This window comes from Exiguobacterium sp. J17977, assembly GCF_018616375.1.
Taxonomy (GTDB): domain Bacteria; phylum Bacillota; class Bacilli; order Exiguobacteriales; family Exiguobacteriaceae; genus Exiguobacterium; species Exiguobacterium mexicanum.
This window is the reverse complement of the sequence record NZ_JAEQBB010000002.1, coordinates 38,871-55,093: the sequence shown is the minus strand read 5'-3', so window position 1 is coordinate 55,093 and position 16,223 is coordinate 38,871. Positions and strand designations below refer to the sequence as shown.

Genomic DNA, 16,223 nt, shown 5'->3' with positions numbered 1-16,223 from the left:
GATGATTGGTTCAGGTGTTTTCGTTATAACTGCTTTGTCGAAAGGATGACAATCGTCTCATCGAGCACCGTGTAATAGGCGTCCTCGAACATTTGTCGCTCGTTCGTCTCGAGATTGAAGACGCTCACGCCCCCACCACCACCACTCTCATCCGCCGACTCATGGATGAAATAGTTCGAGGCGAGCACGCGCTCGAACGGCGCCGTGTCGAGGAAACGGGCCCCGGTCGTCGCGTCAATCAGTTCGGTGTGGTCCGCCGATTCTTCGACCTTGATGAAAATCGTCGAGCCGACATCATCGTAGGTGAAGTCAAGCGGTTCATAGGCACCCCAGTCGACGACAGCCACTTCACGGAGTACGTCCGGAGCGGTCAGCTCATAAATCGTCTCCTCGTTCGCCTCGTCGACGAATGTCGAGAACCGGAGACGCTTGTCCCGTTCACCCAAGTATTGGACCGTGTCCCCTTCCCCATGCAGACGGATCAAGTCCTCGAACGGGATCTCGTCTTGACGGGACCGAATCGCCTCGACCGCCTCATCGAGCGAACAGATTAGAATCGCCTCCGAATGGTCGATTGCATCGTCCGGAGAGACCCGTCCGTCCTCGAGTGCCTCATAATAGGCAAACTCATCCAAGCGGGCGTTACAGACGACGTATGGCACGCCATCGAGTTCGGTCGAGAACAGATAGAGCTCACGGAACTTGCCGGCATGGCCGACGAGCCGCTCGTCGCGGACCCGCTCTTGGAACGCCGTCTCCGCATCATACAACCAAGCCTCGTCGGTATCGCCAAAACTCGTCAAGAAGAGGAAGTAACGGTCCGCGAGCACCCAATAGAGCGTGCTGTTGCCGCGTTTCTCGAACGTCGCCAGCACATCCTCTTGTCCGGAGCGGTAGTCGAACGCAATCAACTCCGTGCGGACGACACCGGTCCGGTCTGGCGTTTCGTTCAAGAAATAGACGCGGGCATCACTGACGAACAGCTTCGAGATGCCGTAGTCTTCATAGACACGATGACTGATCGGTGTGACGGCACCATCCTCTTCATCATAACGATAAATCGAGAAACTCGTCTCGCCAGTCTTCTCCCGATAGTAGACGGACGTCTCGGTGACGGCGATTAAATCCTCATGGCTGATTGACATGGCACGTGCGTCGACGATTCTCATAGGGCACCTCTCTCATAGGAAGATTCAACCGGCTCGACGGTGACGATACCGGGTGGTCGTTTTGGGAATGAAATCCGAAGATGGGCGAACTCGATGATGGATTGGTGCGGGTCGGACTTCTCGACCCAGCGGACGCGTTGGCGGTTCGCCAACGCATGGCCAATCTTTTCTTCGATTTGGAACTGGGAAATGCCGCGATAGGCGACTTCCTGGATATAGGTCGATTCATCGGGCTCGAACTGCTGCCAAATGCCCATCACGAGCTGGCCGAGCGAGGAGACCCGTTGCTCCGGCAAACGGACCGTCCGGAGCGTCTGCTCCACTTCCTTCAAACATTCAAGCGGGTCGTTCGCGACGGCGAACAGCCGCTTGGCCGAATTGTTCATGACCCGGTAGCGCCGTTTTCCGCTCTCGAGCCGGAGCACTTGTGCATACGGCTCAACCGGAACCCCGTGGAAAAACGTATCTGTCCCACCCCATGAATAGCCGAAGGCAGGGTCGAATTTCTGAATCGTCTTCATGAAGGCGAGCATGAAATCCTCGACCTCGCGACGCTCAAGCCGTATCCATTCGGCGAGCGCGAGCGTGCCGCGGTCCTTTTTGATGCGATGCACCGGGAAGAACAGGTCCCCTTCGGCCAGTCGATGCGGTTTGAGCTCGGTCCCGTCGGCGCGATAGTCCGTCGCCGGACGGCCGCTCCGGCCCGCATAGATAATCCATTCGTCCTCGGTGCTTTCGAACGCGTAGGCTTGGTGCGCCCAAGGTGGTGTCACATATAGGGCCGGATACTCTTCATACGTCTCGAGGTGCAGATAGGAGCGGTCGGTCCACAGTTGCGCGAGCAAGCGCACGATTTCTCCCGTCTCTGATTCTTTCGGTGCGATATAGTTGCCGGTATTGCCGATATACGTCAAGACATGGAAGTCATAGGCGTGATACAAGTGTCGGACGATGCGCTCGAACACGGCGGCAATCATCCGTTCGAACAGCGGATGGTCCTCGTTCCGGTCGACCGATGTCGCATCGACCGTGCACATGAGCCACCCCATGCGGACGTACAGGCGAATCCGGAGCGGATACGAGATCAATGGGGATGATGACGCATGAATCTCCGTCAGACCGAGGTTGGCCATGTTCTCGACTTGTAACGTGAATCCGCTACGCCTCAGTTGTTCCTCCATCTTCTTTTTCCAATTGATCGTCTCCATTCACATTCACTCGCTTTCCGTGGCCATCGTTCTCGTGTGGCTCATTGTGAAATTTTTCCCGTTTCTTGATTCATACAAACGCCTTTCCGTCAGCATGTTCACGGAGACGTTTGAACGCCTCGTCGAGAATGGCGCGGGACGTCCCGAAATTGATTCGTTCGAACGTCTGGCCCGACTCGCCGAACGGGCGACCTGGCGACAAGAACAGGCGGACGTCCTCATGCAGCCACTTCTTTCGCGCTTCCGGTTCTAAGTTGAGCGCCGCGAAGTCGATCCAAAGGAGATAACTCGCCTCAGGCAGGAACGTCTTCAATTGGGGCAATTCTTCCTGGAACCGCTCGACGAGGTAACTCGCCTGCTCCTCGAGTTCGGCCGTCAACTGGTCGAGCCAACGCTCGGCCCGCGGGTCCGCATAGGCGGCGGTGATGGCCGTGTTCGCGAACGGTGTCGGCAGCACATGGTGTTTGTTCTGTACTTGGATGATCCGCTTGCGCATCGCATCGTCCGGACAGATGATATACGATGCGAACAACCCGGCGATATTGAACGCCTTCGATGGGGCACTCACCGTGATGACATCGTCATCGAGGCGGTTGAGAGCGGTGTGTCGTTGTGACGGATAAGTCAAGTCGGCATGAATCTCATCCGCGACGAGGATGACGTCATGGCGACGCGCCAGTTCGACAACTTGCTTCAGCTCGGCCTCGGTCCATACCCGTCCGACCGGGTTATGCGGCGAGCAGAGCAAGAACAGCTTCGCCTTGCGCATCTGCGTCTCAAGCGCATCAAAGTCCATCTCGTAGCGGCCATCAGTTTGACGGAGCGGGGCATCGAGCAACTCCCGTTTCAACCCGGTCACGAGTTCATGAAACGGCGGGTAGACGGGCGATTGGATGACGATTCCGTCTCCTTCCTCGGTCAACGCCTCGACGATGTGTGTCAATCCAGGCACGACGCCGTTCGAGAACAGTACGTGATTGGCATCGACCTTGAGCTTGTGACGGCGGTCGTACCATGAACTCACGGCGGCTTGCGCGTCTCTCGAGAACAGCGTATACCCGAACTCCCCTGTCGCTGCCCGTGCCGTGAGCGCCTCTGAGATGGACGGCGCTGTGCGAATATCGATGTCTGCGACCCAGAGCGGCAAGACGTCCTCTTTCAAATGGAACCATCTGTCGAGACCGTCCCATTTCACTGAATCCGTTCCCGTCCGGTCAAGCGATTGATGTAAGATTGATTTCATGTTCATCCCTCCTACATCTACTGTAACAAAAAACGAGCGCATGAGTCCGCAAAACGATGGCAGATTCGGGGCGTGTCGGCTATAATCGACCAAGATACTTCAAGGAGGTGAACCCGATGACCGTGACCGTCATCCGCCATAAACGCCGGAAACGAGCAGCCTTTTTCGTGACACCGGACGGCATCGAGCTGCGGATTCCGGCGCGACTCCCGAACCGGGTCGTCGAGACGATTTTATCGAATCATGCCGGCTGGATCGCGGAACGCCTCGCGGCACTACCTAAGCGTGACGTCTTGCCCGATGACAGACTGCTTCTTCATGGGGAGACGTTCTTGCTCATCAAATGTGATTCCGAGACGACGTTCCGCTTCGACGGTGAAAACTTTCACTGTCCCGCTACGTGGGACGAGTCATCACTTCGGGAAGCGTACGAGGCCTGGCTTCGCGAACGGGCTCTCACTTATGTCACGACGCGTGCGCCCCATTATGAACGTATGCTCGGCGTGAAGGCGAACCGGATTCGCATCGGCCATCAAAAGACGCGCTGGGGGTCGTGCAGTTCGACCGGTACGATTTCCATCAACGTCCGGCTCATGCTCGCTCCAAAAGAAGTAATGGATTACGTCATCGCCCACGAATGGGCCCATCTCGTCCATTTCGACCACTCGAAAGCGTTCTGGTCGACGCTCGCATCAGTCTATCCTGATGTCACCGGCGCGATGGCCTGGTTGAAACAGTATGGCCATACACTGCAAATCAAAAAAACCAATTGAACGTGCCCTTCTCACGGGGCATGTCCGATTGGTTTTTTAGATGGCGGACGTGAACCGCTCGGCCGTGCCGTTCAGTGATTCGGCCGACTGTTCGATATGTGCGAACCGCTCGAGCGTCTGTTCCATGATGCGCACACTCTCTTGGATGTCTGCACTGGAGCGAGTGACACCGTCGACGATCGAGACGAGTTCTTTGTTCATCCCGTCCGTGTTCGCACGCACTTCGATGACGGCGCGTTCGACGAGACGTGACAAGTTCCGGACCTCGGTCGCGACGACATTGAAACCGAGTCCGTGCTCCCCTGCCCGCGCGGCCTCGATGGCGGCGTTGAGTGACAACAGGTTCGTTTGGGCGGCAATCTCTTTAATCGTACTGGCGATTTTCGTGATCTCGGCTGCCTGCTCCTGCAAGTTCGCAAGCATCTTCAAGTTCTGATTCGAGTCCGCGTCGAGCCGTTCGATCGTCTGCTTCAGCTGTTGACTCTCCTCCATGCCACGACGGGCCCGGTCGTCAAGGTTATCGGCCATGTCACGAAACGAGCGCGCATATTCCTCAATCGTTTGTTGGCGACTCGTGATGTCGGAGGCGATTTTTACGACACCGACGACCTCGTCTTGTTCATAAATTGGCATATACGTCGCCTCGAGCCAAATCGAGTCACCTCGGGCGTCAATCCGTTCGATTTTGTCGGCCGAACTGAATCCGTCGAACAGCTTGTTCCAAAACGCTTGATAGTCGGGGCTGCTGACGAAACTTGGTGTGCAGAACAAGTGATGGTGCATCCCAATCATTTCATCACGTTTATATTTCATCGCCTTGGCGAAAAGGTCGTTCACATCGACGACGCGTCGTTGACGGTCGAATCGTATCATCGCCACGTTGGCTTCGAGGGCGCGGAGCACGTCAGGGGATGAGAGGCTAGCGGTTGTTGTCAGTTTCATTCCGATTATTCCTACCTTCTTTTCTCGATTTCCTGTAGTGCTTTCTTCCTGTAATGTAGCGGAATTCTAGTGTACCTTGTGCGAAAAATCCTGAATAGCATCAGTTTTTGAAATCGAGTCAATATCTTGAATTTGAAGTGTTTTCCAGTCATTCTCGATGAGACCATAAACAAAAGGGCTCGTGCCAGGCACGGGCCCTCAATCATTTCGATTGATCGAAGATGGCTTGCAACAACGTGACTTGTGCGGCGTTAAGTTCACCGCGGCTATCCTTTGGATTGATGCCACCCATCATCTGTTCTTCGTACCAGATTCCGAAGTCGAGCGAACGCTCGGGCGCATCGTCCGGCGTATAGACGAACGTCGCTCTCACATCCGGGTCCCGCTCGATTGGAACGGGTTGGTCTTCCCATTCAACCTCATCCGTCGTTCGATCAAGCTGAGTAATCGTCTCAGCGTCGGTAATGATGCGTATCGGTCCATAGGCACCATCCGTGTTTAACGTCTGATAGTCGATGCGAGACGGATCCAAGTCTTCCTCGCTACCGGCACAACCGCCAAGAAGCAGTCCCATACAGATGACACATCCTGACAACATGCGTTTCAACGGGGCATCCCTCCTCGATTTACGTCCAATCCATTCATTCGAACGCCTGCGGGAACAGCTGTTGGAACGTCTCCGCCCCGGCGCTCGACAGTTTGAACACTTTCCCGGTCTTCACGTCCTTCACATAGACATCGACTTTTTTCGACCGTTGCTGATAACTGACTTCGAACTGTTGACCGAGATTCCCACGCAACAGCGTCAAATACTTATAGTCATTCATTTCACCACTCTTCGTCGACGGGCGCGCGGTCTCGATGGCTTCGACCAACTGGTTATATGCTTTGCCGCTCACGTTCACAGCATCAGGGTAAGGGAGCGGGACTTCCCGGTGATACGGATACTGATGGAGGTAAGCGACCGCTATCTCGTCTTGATCTGCAGAATCGGTCAAGAGAGGGCTCGTTCGATAGCGCATCGACACGGTTTTTGTTACGTTTTGTCCGTCCACGTCAATCGTGACGTCATATAGCGGATAGGCTGTCATCGGTTCCATCGTGCCACCGTTATGGATTCGACGGAAGGTTAAACTGTCAGCCCCGTTGAGCAAATCGGCATCTTGTAAAATGGAGGAGGAATAGCGAGCCTTGTCTCCACCATAAGACTGGAGCAGATGAGGCATGTTCGTGGCCTTATCTCGTCCTAATGCGATAAACACATCGGACGGTCTAAGGTTCGGCAAAAAGTGGAAAGATGGGGTAAAGTAGCCCCCTTCTCCAATCCCAATCTCGACCGTGCCACTAAATCCAGGCGAAATCCTCATAAGTGTGACCGGATACGGTTCGATGTCTTGTCCATTGTCATAGAAGGCGTCCGGCTTATGTAACGCAGCCCGTTCATTCTCGGTCGCGATATAGACGGTCGGAAGAGCAGACATTTCAGTTCCGACCTCGTCTTTCAAGTAGGCAGGTCTTTCTGCAAGCTCGACGGCCCGATACCCTTCCATCCCGTCCATCCGGTCTGATTTACAGAGCGCATAGATTGTATCCCCCTCGACATAGGTCACTTCATTAAAACTATATCCATAATAGTCATCATTCATAAGCGGGGCCCGGGTCGCATACGCCATTCCAAGCACGGAAAACGTCTCTCCATTCAGTTCGGACAGGGGTTCACCGTCTTCACATTGGTTCAAGATTGGTTCGGCATCCACTACAGGCTCCTGACTGTTCATCGTAACCCGCTCGGCCTGCCAATGTTCCTCGATATGACCATAACGGACGACGTCAATATCTTCCGAGCAGCCTGCCGTCAACCACAACAGTGACAATGTCATTAGCGTTCGTTTCTTCATGTTCAAGCCACTCATTTCTTCTTCAAATCAGGGAAATAGGACAAGAATGTCTCAGCCCCTTCGCTCGTCAGTTTGTACGTCTCCTCAGTCACTCGGTCGGTCACGTAAACGTCCAGCTTCTTCGAGCGCTGTTTATATGTCACCTCAAATTCTTGACCTTTAAGCCCGTCGACGATTGTGAGGTACGGATACTCCCCTGCATCGCCCGAGCGGTTGGTCGGCTCAGCGCCGTCGATTGCTTGAATCAGGTCGTCCATCTCGTTCCCAGACGCACGCAACACGGTCGGATACGTCAAAATCGATTCGTTGTTGAACGGTTTCTCGTGTAGGTAAATCAGTGGACCGCTCACAGTCGGCATATACTGCTCGTCCGGATTGTCCTTGAGCGCCTTTTGTTCGGAAGTCGTCAACAGTTCCTTGGCACGATATGTGATGGTCACCATCTCGGTCACCGGCTTTCCTTCACGGGTATAATTGAACTCGTACAGTGGATAGGACTTGTCGGGCAACAGTTCCGATTGGAGCGGCAGGCGTTTAACTGTCAACTCCTCATATAACCGTTCCCCATTCAACGGGTCGACGATTTCATCTATCGGACTCACCGAGAAAAACATGTCCGCGAGCTTCATCAACACATATGGTTTCTGTTCTTCAGGATGATATCCGATTGCGACTTTAATCTCGTCCATATGCGCCATCGTCGGGTCGAACATCACCAACGGAAATTGGACCGGTCGATCTCCAATCGTCAATTCCATCTCGCCGTGGACGGCCGGTGTGAACGTGACGAGGGTATCAAGAAAAGGTTCGACAGCATTACTCGGATCCATTAATTCATCCGCATCGAGGAATGTTGCTTCGGCGCTCTCACCAGCAGGTTCGATGAACGGGATTCGCTGTATGTGGTTCCCTTTCTCAGTATTGACGAAGTGAGGGAACGCATCGATGACCTCGGCTTGAAAGCGTTCCGAGAGCACGTCACGACAAAGCACATAATGCTCATCCCCTTTTATGTAGGTCACCGCTTTATACGCATACTCTTCGCCGGTGTCTGTCATCGGATGGCAATTCGCAATGACCGTATCGTAAACCGTCAAGTCTCCCTTCAATTCAGTCGTCAATTTCCCGGTACAGGCCTGTAGCGTCTCACCGACCGCCTCAATCTCCTCAGGTTGTTCGAGTGAATACTTACTGACAGTCCAATGTGCGTTGACGTACGACAAGTTGACGACGTCTGGCTTTTCCTCCCTGCATCCGACCAATAACCCGGTGGATAACACAAGTAAACCGACTAACTTTCTCAAAACATCCGCCCCTTACCATCTGTTTGTACCAATTTTACCATTATATGACTTTAGGTGGGAATACGAAAAACCCGTCCACTTTCATGGACGGGATACGTGTATCAATTAGACGGCTTGATCAATCGCACGCGTCAATCGCGTCTCGACGTCACGGGCCACAGTTTGAAGCGATTCATCCTCAATCAGTTCGATCAGTTTCGTCGGCTTCGGCATCCCGACATGGGTCGCCCCGTCCTTTGTGAACACGGCAAGCTTACATGGGAGGAAATACCCGCCTTCTCGGTGCGCCGTGATGACTTTCTTCGCCTCTTTCGGATTGCATACCTCGAGGATACGATAGTCCCCCTCAATTGGCTGGCCTTTCTCTTCGAGCGTCTCACTCAAATTGAAGTCCCAGAGCACCCCGAACTCTTCTTCTTTGAGCGTCGTTTTCAGCTTCTCGACGACCGCTTCGACCGTCTGATCGGTCTTGACCGTATAATCAAACATGTAAATCCCTCCTCGATTGTAGTCTCTCTCGTCATGTACCCGAACTGAGGATCAACAAATCGTGAAAAAAGTATATGTGATTTGAAACATATTCGACGTCCATTACGTATGGATGAGAGAAGATAAAGAAGTCCAACCTTACGTAAAGGAGAAGTGGTTGCCGTGACGGTCACCGTATTCACACATACAAGCTGCAGTTCTTCCCGTAAGACGCTCGATTGGTTACGTGAACAGAATATCCCGTTCATCGAGAAGAAATTGACGGACCAAGGGATGTCGTTCAACGAGTTCAAAGACATGCTCCGCCTCACCGAGAACGGGACGACCGACCTGTTGTCCGTCCAAAAGAGTGTGTACAAACAAGCGGCGGATCAACTTGACGAGATGTCGCTCCGTGAGCTGTACAGCTTCGTGGCATCGCATCCCCAGATTTTGAAGAGTCCGATCGTTGTCGATGATAATCGGATTCAAATCGGGTTCAGCGAGAAAGAGATTCGCACATTCATCCCGCGCCATGACCGCATCGCCGAATTGAAACGATTGCTCGACAACAAGTAAGAGCCCTGCCGAAGCAGAGCTCTTTTTGTTATGCCTTCTTGAGCCGGGCCGCCAAGCGGTTGCCGAATGACTGAATCGATTGGACGAGCAGAATCAAGACGAAGATGGTCACATACATGACCTCCGGCTCGAAGCGGAGATGCCCGTACTGATAGGCGATATCGCCGAGTCCACCGGCCCCGACGAGTCCGGCCATCGCGGTCGCCCCGATCAAACCGATCGTCGCGATCGTCAAACCGAGCACAATCGAGGAGCGGGCCTCCCGAATCAATACGTACCAGATGATTTTCCGGGTCGAGATGCCCATCGCCTCATACGCCTCGACGACGCCGCGGTCGACCTCGAGCAGCGCCGACTCCATGAGTCGCGCGATATACGGGGCCGTGAACACGATTAGCGGTAACAGCACGCCTTGGACGCCGATCGTCGTTCCCATGATGAAGCGGGTGAACGGGAGGATGAAGAACAAGAGGATGATGAACGGGATCGAACGGACGACGTTGATGACACTCGATAAGATGCCGTAGAAATAACGGTTGGCGAGCCGGCCGTTCGGTCGCGTCAAGACGAGCAGCGTCCCGAGCGGCAGTCCGATCAACGTCGAGATGACGAGCGCGATGCCGGTCATCGTGAGCGTCTGAATCGTCCCCGTCCAAATCAAGTCACCCCAATTTTCCCAAAACTGAAGCATGGTTCGTCACCTCCTTCACTTTCACACCGCTCGCCTCTAAGAAACGGACGGCTTGGTCGGTCTGGGCCTCATCGCCGTCCAAATGGACGAGCAGATTACCGACGAGACCACCTTTCAACTTTTTGATGCCGCCCCCGATGATGTTCGGCAGTAAGCCGAACCGTTTCGTCAATTGGGCGAGCACGGCCTGTTCACTTTGATGGCCGATGAACGACAAGTTGACGAGCGTCCCGTGCGTGCTCAATTCGTCGACGACCTCTTTTGGGACATCGAGGTTCGTTTTCAAGAATTTGCGCGTCGTCGCATGCTGCGGGTCCGAGAACACGTCGAGCACATCCCCTTCCTCGATGATCCGGCCGGCCTCGATGACGGCGACCCGGTCACAGATGCGCTCGATGACTTCCATCTCGTGTGTGATCAAGAAAATCGTCAGCCCGAGCTCGCGATTGATGTCGAGCAACAGGTCGAGAATCGACTCGGTCGTCTCCGGGTCGAGCGCGCTCGTCGCCTCGTCGCTGAGCAGGATGTCCGGTTCGTGTGCGAGGGCGCGGGCGATGGCGACACGTTGCTTCTGTCCGCCCGACAATTGCTCCGGGTAATGTTTCCGATGGTCCGTCAATCCGACGATGTCGAGATACTTTTCGACACGCTCACGGATCGTGCGCTTATCAAGCCCCTCGAGACGGAGCGGGATGGCGACGTTCTCTTCGACGGTCGCCGTCTTCAGCAGGTTGTAATGTTGGAAAATCATCCCGATGCGATGACGCAGCTTCGAGAGCCCTCGTTTGTCGAGTCTCGTGATGTCCTGTCCTTCGATTTCGACCTGGCCCGACGTCGGGCGTTCGAGCAGGTTGATCATACGGATGAGCGTGCTCTTGCCGGCCCCGCTTCGCCCGATGATACCGAAGATCTCGCCTTTCTCGATGGTGAGCGAGACGTCGTCGAGTGCGGTGACGGCACTTTTATTTACCGTGAACGTCTTCGTGATGCCTTTAAGTGCGATCATAGGCCCTCCTTAAAACGCCGGGACGATCGAGCCGTCGAACGTCTCTTCGATGAACGTCCGGACCTCGTCCGAGTGATAGTACGATTTGAGCGTGGCGACGACTTCGTCATCCTTGTTGTCGGTGCGGACGACGACGTAGTTCGGATACGGGTTGTCGACCGTGTCCTCGTGGAACAAAGCGTCCTCGTTGATGGACAGGCCGGCACCCATCGCGAAATTCGTGTTGATGGCCGCGAGCGCGACTTCCGGGAGCTGGGTCGGGAGCTGCGACGCCTCGAGCTCGATGAATTCAAGGTTGAGCGGGTTCTCGGCGATATCGCGTTTCGTCGCCTTGTCCGTCAAGCCCTCCTTCAGCGTGATGAGTCCCGCTGTCTCATACAGACGTAGCGCCCGCAACTCGTTCGCCGGGTCGTTCGGGACAGCGACCTTGTCGCCTTCTTTTAAATCTTTAATGTCCGTCAACTTCTCTGAGTAGAGACCCATCGGGAAGGCGACGGTCTTGAACACGTCGTCGATTTTATAGTCTTTATCGGCTTTTTGCAGTTCGAGGAATGAGAGCGTCTGATAGCTGTTGACGTCTAGGCTGCCCTCGGCGAGCGCTGTGTTCGGCGTATTGTAGTCGTTGAACACTTTGATATCGAGCTCGAGTCCGTCCTCGGCCGCGAGTTCTTTCACTTTCTCGGCAATCTGTTGGTGCGGCCCACCCGTGACGCCGATCGTGAGCGCCTCCGTGCTGAGCGCCTCGCTCGCGTCCGATTGTCCGCATGCCGATAGTGCGATGGCGGCGAGTAGTGATGTTCCTGCAAGTACTGTTTTCTGTTTGATGTTCATGTGTTTTCCTCCTCCAAAATGAAAGCCCGCTACTCATTCAGAGTGGCGGGCACGACAAGTCAAAGTCGGACACGCTCATCTCCCAGACGATTTCGTCTGTTGGAATTAGCACCATGATCATTACGATCTGGTTGCCGGGTTTCACAGGGCCAGTCCCTCCACCACTCTTGATAAGCAATCGGTCTATTAAGTTGTTATCATCTTACTTTTAATTGGTTTAATTGTAAATAGATAATTGTAAATTTTCAAAAATTATTTTCAGAAAATCTTTATCGAGCGGTGCCGGCAATTGTTGCAGCTCGGTCTCCGTCATGACGGAGTCGACGAGAACCGGGATATGCTCAGATTCGACCCCGAGCGCCGCGAGTGTCGTCGGGGCACCGAACCGTTTTAACCAAGCCTCCAAATACGGGGCATCGGGCGAGCGACGCAACCGCTCCTGGACGATCAGTCCAAAGCCGACCTTGTCTCCATGCAAGAACGCATGTGTCGACGCGAACCGGCTGAGCGCGTTATGGACCGCATGGCCCACGGCGACCCGTGTCCCGGCGTCACCAAAGCCTCCGACAGCACCGCCGATGGCGAGCACGTGATCGACCGCGAAGCGGACGTCATCGCTATATGACTCGAAGGCCGTTTTGCTCAAATCGAGTTCGACGAGACGACCGCATTCTTCGGCCAAGGCGAGCCCGGTGTTGATGCCGGCATCCATCGAGCTGTCCCCGCTCAAATAGCGGGCCTCATAAAACTTTGCGACCGTGTCGATGACACCGGCCCGGAAGTACTCGTATGGGGAGCGTCTGATGACGCGTGAGTCGACGATGACCCGCTCGATGACGACGCGGAACAAGTCGTAGCGGTCGTAGCTCCCGTCTTCCTGGTAGACGACGCTGAGGGGCGTGAACGCGGCACAGTTCGAGGCGAGCGTCGGGATGACGATGAGCGGGACGTTCCGTTGATAGGCGACGAGTTTGGCCGTATCGACGAGCTTGCCGCCGCCGATGGCGATCAACACATCCGCGTCAAACAGTTCGAGCCGCTCGACTTCCGAGTCCGTGCACTCTCCGCGGAACGCTGTCGCCGGATAGTCCGCGATTCCCGGATCGATTTCCCGGACGATGCCATATCCGTTCTCACCGTGCAGGACGTGGACGCGCCGGCCATCAATCAAGTCTTCGAGACGATCGAGCGCGTCATCGGCGTGGTCATATTCGAGCACGGCCTGACGAATCATGCGCGCACCTCCTCATAGGCGGCGAACAACCGCTCGATCCGTTCGACGGCCTCATCAATCTTCGGTTCTGGTGAGACGAGACCGAAGCGGACGTAGCCGTTCCCTTCCGAACCGAAGAAATAGCCCGGGGTGACGGCGACACCGGCTTCATGCAACAGTTTCCGCGAGAACGATTTGGCATCGCCCTCGGGCACTTTCGCCCAGACGAAGAACGAGCCCTCCGGCGGTTCGACGGCCCAGCCGGCCCGGTTCAATCCGTCGATGAGGCGATCGCGACGTGCCTCGTAAAGTCGTGCCAAGTCATCGCGAATGGTGCGGGGCGCCTCGAGTGCGGCGACGGCCGCCGCCTGGATGGCCGAGAATACGCTGACGTGGACATGGTCCTGATACGTGTTGATTGCCTCGATGATGTCCGCGTTCCCGACGGCGAAGGCGACGCGCCAACCGGACATATTGAACGCTTTCGACATCGTATATACCTCGATGCCGACTTCTTTCGCCCCTTCCGCCTGCAGGAAACTCGGCGGGACATGGCCATCGAACCCGATGCTGCCGTAAGCGAAGTCATGGACGACCATCAAGTCCCGCTCCTGTGCGAAACGGACGGTATCATCAAAGAAGGCGGGTGAGGCGACGGCCCCGGTCGGATTGCTCGGATAGTTCAAATACATGAGTCGCGCGCCTTCCGTGTCGAGTGTCTCATAGTCGGGCAAGAACCCGTTCTCTTCCCGGAGGACGAGGTCACGGACGACCGCACCGGCGAGACGGGCCCCCGAGATATAATCGGGATAACCGGGATTCGGCAACAAGATGCCATCGCCAGGTTCGAGCACGCATTGCGGCAACGTGATCAGTCCGGACTTGGAACCGATGAGAATCGCGACTTCTGTCTCGGCGTCGAGTTCAACCCCGTACTCGTTCAAATAGAACGTCGCCACCGCTTGCTTCAGACGGGCCTGACCGCGGAACGGACCGTATTGATGGGTCGATGCATCAAGGAGCGCTGTCTGGAGCGCGTCGCAGATCGGCTCAGGCGTCGGCAGGTCGGGCGTCCCTTGCCCGAGTCGGATGATGTCGCGGCCGGCCTGTTCGAGTTCGGCGACCTCGTTCGCGAGTCCGACGAAATGTTGGGGCGGTAACGTTTTTAGTAAGTGTGAGCGTCTGTCTGTCATGAATAGTCCTCCTATGCAAAAAACACCCCTTTCCGCGGAAAGGGGTGTCGAGATACGGACGTATTCAAACAACCACCTTTCCATCTCTCAAGGTCACCTTGCTGGAATTAGCACAGTATTGGAACAATCTGTTGCTGAAGCTTCATCGGGCCAGTCCCTCCGCTTCTCTTGATAGAAAGTGTTTTATATGCGATTTGTCTTTTTGTAATATGTCACTTAGTTAACCAAACGTTACCAATCTTGTCAATCCTTTTTTGAAAATGAGCATGCCCTCTTGAATCCCGATAAAAAAACGTTCATAGTAAAAGTGAACGTTATTCTACAAAATTTAAAACATGAGGGGATGGACCATTGGAACTAAACCGTCAATTGATTTGGAAGTTGAGCGTGATCGGCCTGATCTTGCTCGTCCTCTGGAAGGTCATCAGCGAACCGGATACGATTTCGCGGGTGATGCAATATACGTTCCAGTTGCTGACGCCGATTATTATGGGAATCGCCATCGCGCTGCTCCTGAATACCGTCCTGTCCTATATAGAAGAACGGTTTCATCTAAAACGATATCAAGGCTTGCTCATCGTCTATGTCGTCTTCATTGGGATTCTCGTCATCTCCGCGGTGACGCTGTTCCCACGCATCTATTCGAGTCTCGCCTCGCTCATCGAGGAGCTTCCGTCCTACATCCGTCAGATTGACGGGTTTCTGTCGCAGCTGAACACATACTTGAAAGAGTATAATGCGACGGTCGCCCAGGCCATCGATTTCAGCCGGTTCGAGGAGCGTTACTCGGGCTGGGTCGAGACGGCCGTCTTATCGTCGGTCAGTTACGTGTCGAGCTTCACGATGACGCTTATCAACTTCTTGATCGGGATCGTCATCTCGATCTATCTATTGAAAGACAAAGAGGTCTTCGCCCGAATGTTCAAGCGACTGTTGTATGCGATGTTCCCGGTCGCATCGGCCAAGACGACGATCGACATCTTCCAAGAGATGGATTATATCTTCAAACGCTATATCATCGGAAAGTCGCTCGACTGCCTCATCATCGGGGTGCTGGCCGTCGCCGGTCTGTTGATTATCGGGGCGCCCTACGCGCTTCTCCTCGGCGTCATCGTCGGCGTCTTGAACTTCATCCCATATGTCGGGCCGCTGCTCGGGATGATTCCGGCGTTCATCATCACCTACTTCTATGACCCGTTCACGGCGCTGCTCGTCCTCTTGTTCATCTTCTTGTTGCAACAATTCGACGGGCTCTGGCTCGGACCGAAGATTCTCGGCGACAGCGTCGGCATCACGCCGTTCTGGGTCATCACGTCAATCATCATCGGCGGCAGCTTGTTCGGCCTCGTCGGGATGTTCATCAGCGTGCCTGTCACGGCGATGATTCAAGTCGTGTTCTCGCGCTTGATTGACTACCGGCTCAGTCGCAAGAATTTGAATGAATTGTTATGACACATTGACGATTTAGGTTGACACATTTCACAGAAATATCATAATCTTGAAGAGAAGACAGTCCAATGCAGAAAGGAGAGGTACCGATGTCAGTCATTCAATACTCGCACGTCCAAGTCCATATTGACCGGCAGGCGCCTCTCCGTGATTTGAATCCGTGACGTTCGCCTGCCTTCCGAGGCATGTCTAAGATTGTAGGGACGCGTATGCCTTTGTGCATGCTGCGTCCCTTTTTTCATTCCAATAATTAAAG

Annotated in this window: 16 protein-coding genes and 2 riboswitches; of the genes, 3 read left to right on the top strand and 13 right to left on the bottom strand. The window is 54.6% G+C overall.

The window, feature by feature from the left end; genetic code table 11:
- Positions 1-23: 23 nt before the first annotated feature.
- From KNO58_RS03750 to KNO58_RS03740, 3 genes are all read right to left on the bottom strand, one after another.
- Positions 24-1,169, bottom strand: coding sequence for a hypothetical protein (locus tag KNO58_RS03750; protein ID WP_214751951.1), 1,146 nt, complete (start codon positions 1,167-1,169; stop codon positions 24-26).
- The gene (locus KNO58_RS03745; protein WP_214751950.1) at positions 1,166-2,377 is read right to left on the bottom strand and encodes a hypothetical protein; all 1,212 of its coding nucleotides are present in this window, start codon (positions 2,375-2,377) and stop codon (positions 1,166-1,168) included. Before KNO58_RS03745 ends, KNO58_RS03750 begins: the two co-directional genes overlap by 4 nt.
- Positions 2,378-2,447: 70 nt before the next feature.
- Positions 2,448-3,620, bottom strand: a complete 1,173-nt coding sequence (locus tag KNO58_RS03740) for a MalY/PatB family protein (protein ID WP_214751949.1) — start codon at positions 3,618-3,620, stop codon at positions 2,448-2,450.
- Between the two features lie 116 nt (positions 3,621-3,736).
- Between KNO58_RS03740 and KNO58_RS03735 the strand changes: the two genes are divergently transcribed.
- Complete coding sequence (locus tag KNO58_RS03735; protein ID WP_214751948.1) at positions 3,737-4,393, top strand: M48 family metallopeptidase; 657 nt, start codon at positions 3,737-3,739, stop codon at positions 4,391-4,393.
- A 36-nt stretch (positions 4,394-4,429) separates the two neighbouring features.
- Here the strand turns inward: KNO58_RS03735 and KNO58_RS03730 are convergent, their stop codons facing one another.
- From KNO58_RS03730 to KNO58_RS03710, 5 genes are all read right to left on the bottom strand, one after another.
- The gene (locus tag KNO58_RS03730; RefSeq protein ID WP_214751947.1) at positions 4,430-5,335 is read right to left on the bottom strand and encodes a methyl-accepting chemotaxis protein; all 906 of its coding nucleotides are present in this window, start codon (positions 5,333-5,335) and stop codon (positions 4,430-4,432) included.
- A gap of 202 nt (positions 5,336-5,537) precedes the next feature.
- Positions 5,538-5,942, bottom strand: a complete 405-nt coding sequence (locus KNO58_RS03725) for a PNPOx family protein (RefSeq protein WP_214751946.1) — start codon at positions 5,940-5,942, stop codon at positions 5,538-5,540.
- A gap of 34 nt (positions 5,943-5,976) precedes the next feature.
- Positions 5,977-7,233, bottom strand: coding sequence for a hypothetical protein (locus KNO58_RS03720; protein ID WP_214751945.1), 1,257 nt, complete (start codon positions 7,231-7,233; stop codon positions 5,977-5,979).
- Positions 7,234-7,244: 11 nt separating this feature from the next.
- Positions 7,245-8,537, bottom strand: a complete 1,293-nt coding sequence (locus tag KNO58_RS03715) for a hypothetical protein (RefSeq protein ID WP_214751944.1) — start codon at positions 8,535-8,537, stop codon at positions 7,245-7,247.
- A 105-nt stretch (positions 8,538-8,642) separates the two neighbouring features.
- Positions 8,643-9,026 carry a DUF302 domain-containing protein gene (locus KNO58_RS03710; protein ID WP_214751943.1) on the bottom strand — a complete coding sequence of 128 codons (384 nt, stop codon included), beginning with the start codon at positions 9,024-9,026 and terminating at the stop codon, positions 8,643-8,645.
- Between the two features lie 162 nt (positions 9,027-9,188).
- Between KNO58_RS03710 and KNO58_RS03705 the strand changes: the two genes are divergently transcribed.
- Positions 9,189-9,584, top strand: coding sequence for a Spx/MgsR family RNA polymerase-binding regulatory protein (locus tag KNO58_RS03705; RefSeq protein ID WP_214751942.1), 396 nt, complete (start codon positions 9,189-9,191; stop codon positions 9,582-9,584).
- A gap of 28 nt (positions 9,585-9,612) precedes the next feature.
- Here the strand turns inward: KNO58_RS03705 and KNO58_RS03700 are convergent, their stop codons facing one another.
- From KNO58_RS03700 to KNO58_RS03680, 5 genes are all read right to left on the bottom strand, one after another.
- The gene (locus KNO58_RS03700) at positions 9,613-10,275 is read right to left on the bottom strand and encodes a methionine ABC transporter permease (RefSeq protein ID WP_034777647.1); all 663 of its coding nucleotides are present in this window, start codon (positions 10,273-10,275) and stop codon (positions 9,613-9,615) included.
- Entirely contained in the window at positions 10,247-11,281 is a 1,035-nt protein-coding gene (locus tag KNO58_RS03695; protein ID WP_214751941.1) for a methionine ABC transporter ATP-binding protein, read from the bottom strand. The genes KNO58_RS03700 and KNO58_RS03695 overlap by 29 nt, the downstream gene beginning before the upstream one ends.
- Positions 11,282-11,290: 9 nt before the next feature.
- Positions 11,291-12,112, bottom strand: a complete 822-nt coding sequence (locus KNO58_RS03690; protein WP_214751940.1) for a MetQ/NlpA family ABC transporter substrate-binding protein — start codon at positions 12,110-12,112, stop codon at positions 11,291-11,293.
- 72 nt (positions 12,113-12,184) lie between these two features.
- Positions 12,185-12,289: riboswitch (SAM riboswitch) on the bottom strand.
- A 40-nt stretch (positions 12,290-12,329) separates the two neighbouring features.
- On the bottom strand, positions 12,330-13,346 hold the full coding sequence (locus tag KNO58_RS03685) for an iron-containing alcohol dehydrogenase family protein (protein ID WP_214751939.1): 1,017 nt from the start codon (positions 13,344-13,346) through the stop codon (positions 12,330-12,332).
- Positions 13,343-14,518, bottom strand: coding sequence for an aminotransferase class I/II-fold pyridoxal phosphate-dependent enzyme (locus tag KNO58_RS03680; protein ID WP_214751938.1), 1,176 nt, complete (start codon positions 14,516-14,518; stop codon positions 13,343-13,345). The genes KNO58_RS03685 and KNO58_RS03680 overlap by 4 nt, the downstream gene beginning before the upstream one ends.
- A gap of 77 nt (positions 14,519-14,595) precedes the next feature.
- A riboswitch (SAM riboswitch) is annotated at positions 14,596-14,696 on the bottom strand.
- Positions 14,697-14,869: 173 nt separating this feature from the next.
- On the opposite strand from KNO58_RS03680, the gene KNO58_RS03675 reads away from it, so the two are divergent.
- Positions 14,870-15,970: an AI-2E family transporter gene (locus KNO58_RS03675; protein WP_214751937.1), complete on the top strand. Its 1,101-nt coding sequence runs from the start codon at positions 14,870-14,872 to the stop codon at positions 15,968-15,970.
- Positions 15,971-16,223 lie beyond the last annotated feature (253 nt).

What these genes read in the sequence shown, in the direction of transcription:
- KNO58_RS03750 (WP_214751951.1), bottom strand. Translation starts at nt 1,169, where the DNA reads ATGAGAATCGTCGACGCACGTGCCATGTCAATCAGCCATGAGGATTTA.
- KNO58_RS03745 (WP_214751950.1), bottom strand. Translation starts at nt 2,377, where the DNA reads ATGGAGACGATCAATTGGAAAAAGAAGATGGAGGAACAACTGAGGCGT.
- KNO58_RS03740 (WP_214751949.1), bottom strand. Translation starts at nt 3,620, where the DNA reads ATGAAATCAATCTTACATCAATCGCTTGACCGGACGGGAACGGATTCA.
- KNO58_RS03735 (WP_214751948.1), top strand. Translation starts at nt 3,737, where the DNA reads ATGACCGTGACCGTCATCCGCCATAAACGCCGGAAACGAGCAGCCTTT.
- KNO58_RS03730 (WP_214751947.1), bottom strand. Translation starts at nt 5,335, where the DNA reads ATGAAACTGACAACAACCGCTAGCCTCTCATCCCCTGACGTGCTCCGC.
- KNO58_RS03720 (WP_214751945.1), bottom strand. Translation starts at nt 7,233, where the DNA reads ATGAAGAAACGAACGCTAATGACATTGTCACTGTTGTGGTTGACGGCA.
- KNO58_RS03710 (WP_214751943.1), bottom strand. Translation starts at nt 9,026, where the DNA reads ATGTTTGATTATACGGTCAAGACCGATCAGACGGTCGAAGCGGTCGTC.
- KNO58_RS03700 (WP_034777647.1), bottom strand. Translation starts at nt 10,275, where the DNA reads ATGCTTCAGTTTTGGGAAAATTGGGGTGACTTGATTTGGACGGGGACG.
- KNO58_RS03695 (WP_214751941.1), bottom strand. Translation starts at nt 11,281, where the DNA reads ATGATCGCACTTAAAGGCATCACGAAGACGTTCACGGTAAATAAAAGT.
- KNO58_RS03690 (WP_214751940.1), bottom strand. Translation starts at nt 12,112, where the DNA reads ATGAACATCAAACAGAAAACAGTACTTGCAGGAACATCACTACTCGCC.
- KNO58_RS03685 (WP_214751939.1), bottom strand. Translation starts at nt 13,346, where the DNA reads ATGATTCGTCAGGCCGTGCTCGAATATGACCACGCCGATGACGCGCTC.
- KNO58_RS03680 (WP_214751938.1), bottom strand. Translation starts at nt 14,518, where the DNA reads ATGACAGACAGACGCTCACACTTACTAAAAACGTTACCGCCCCAACAT.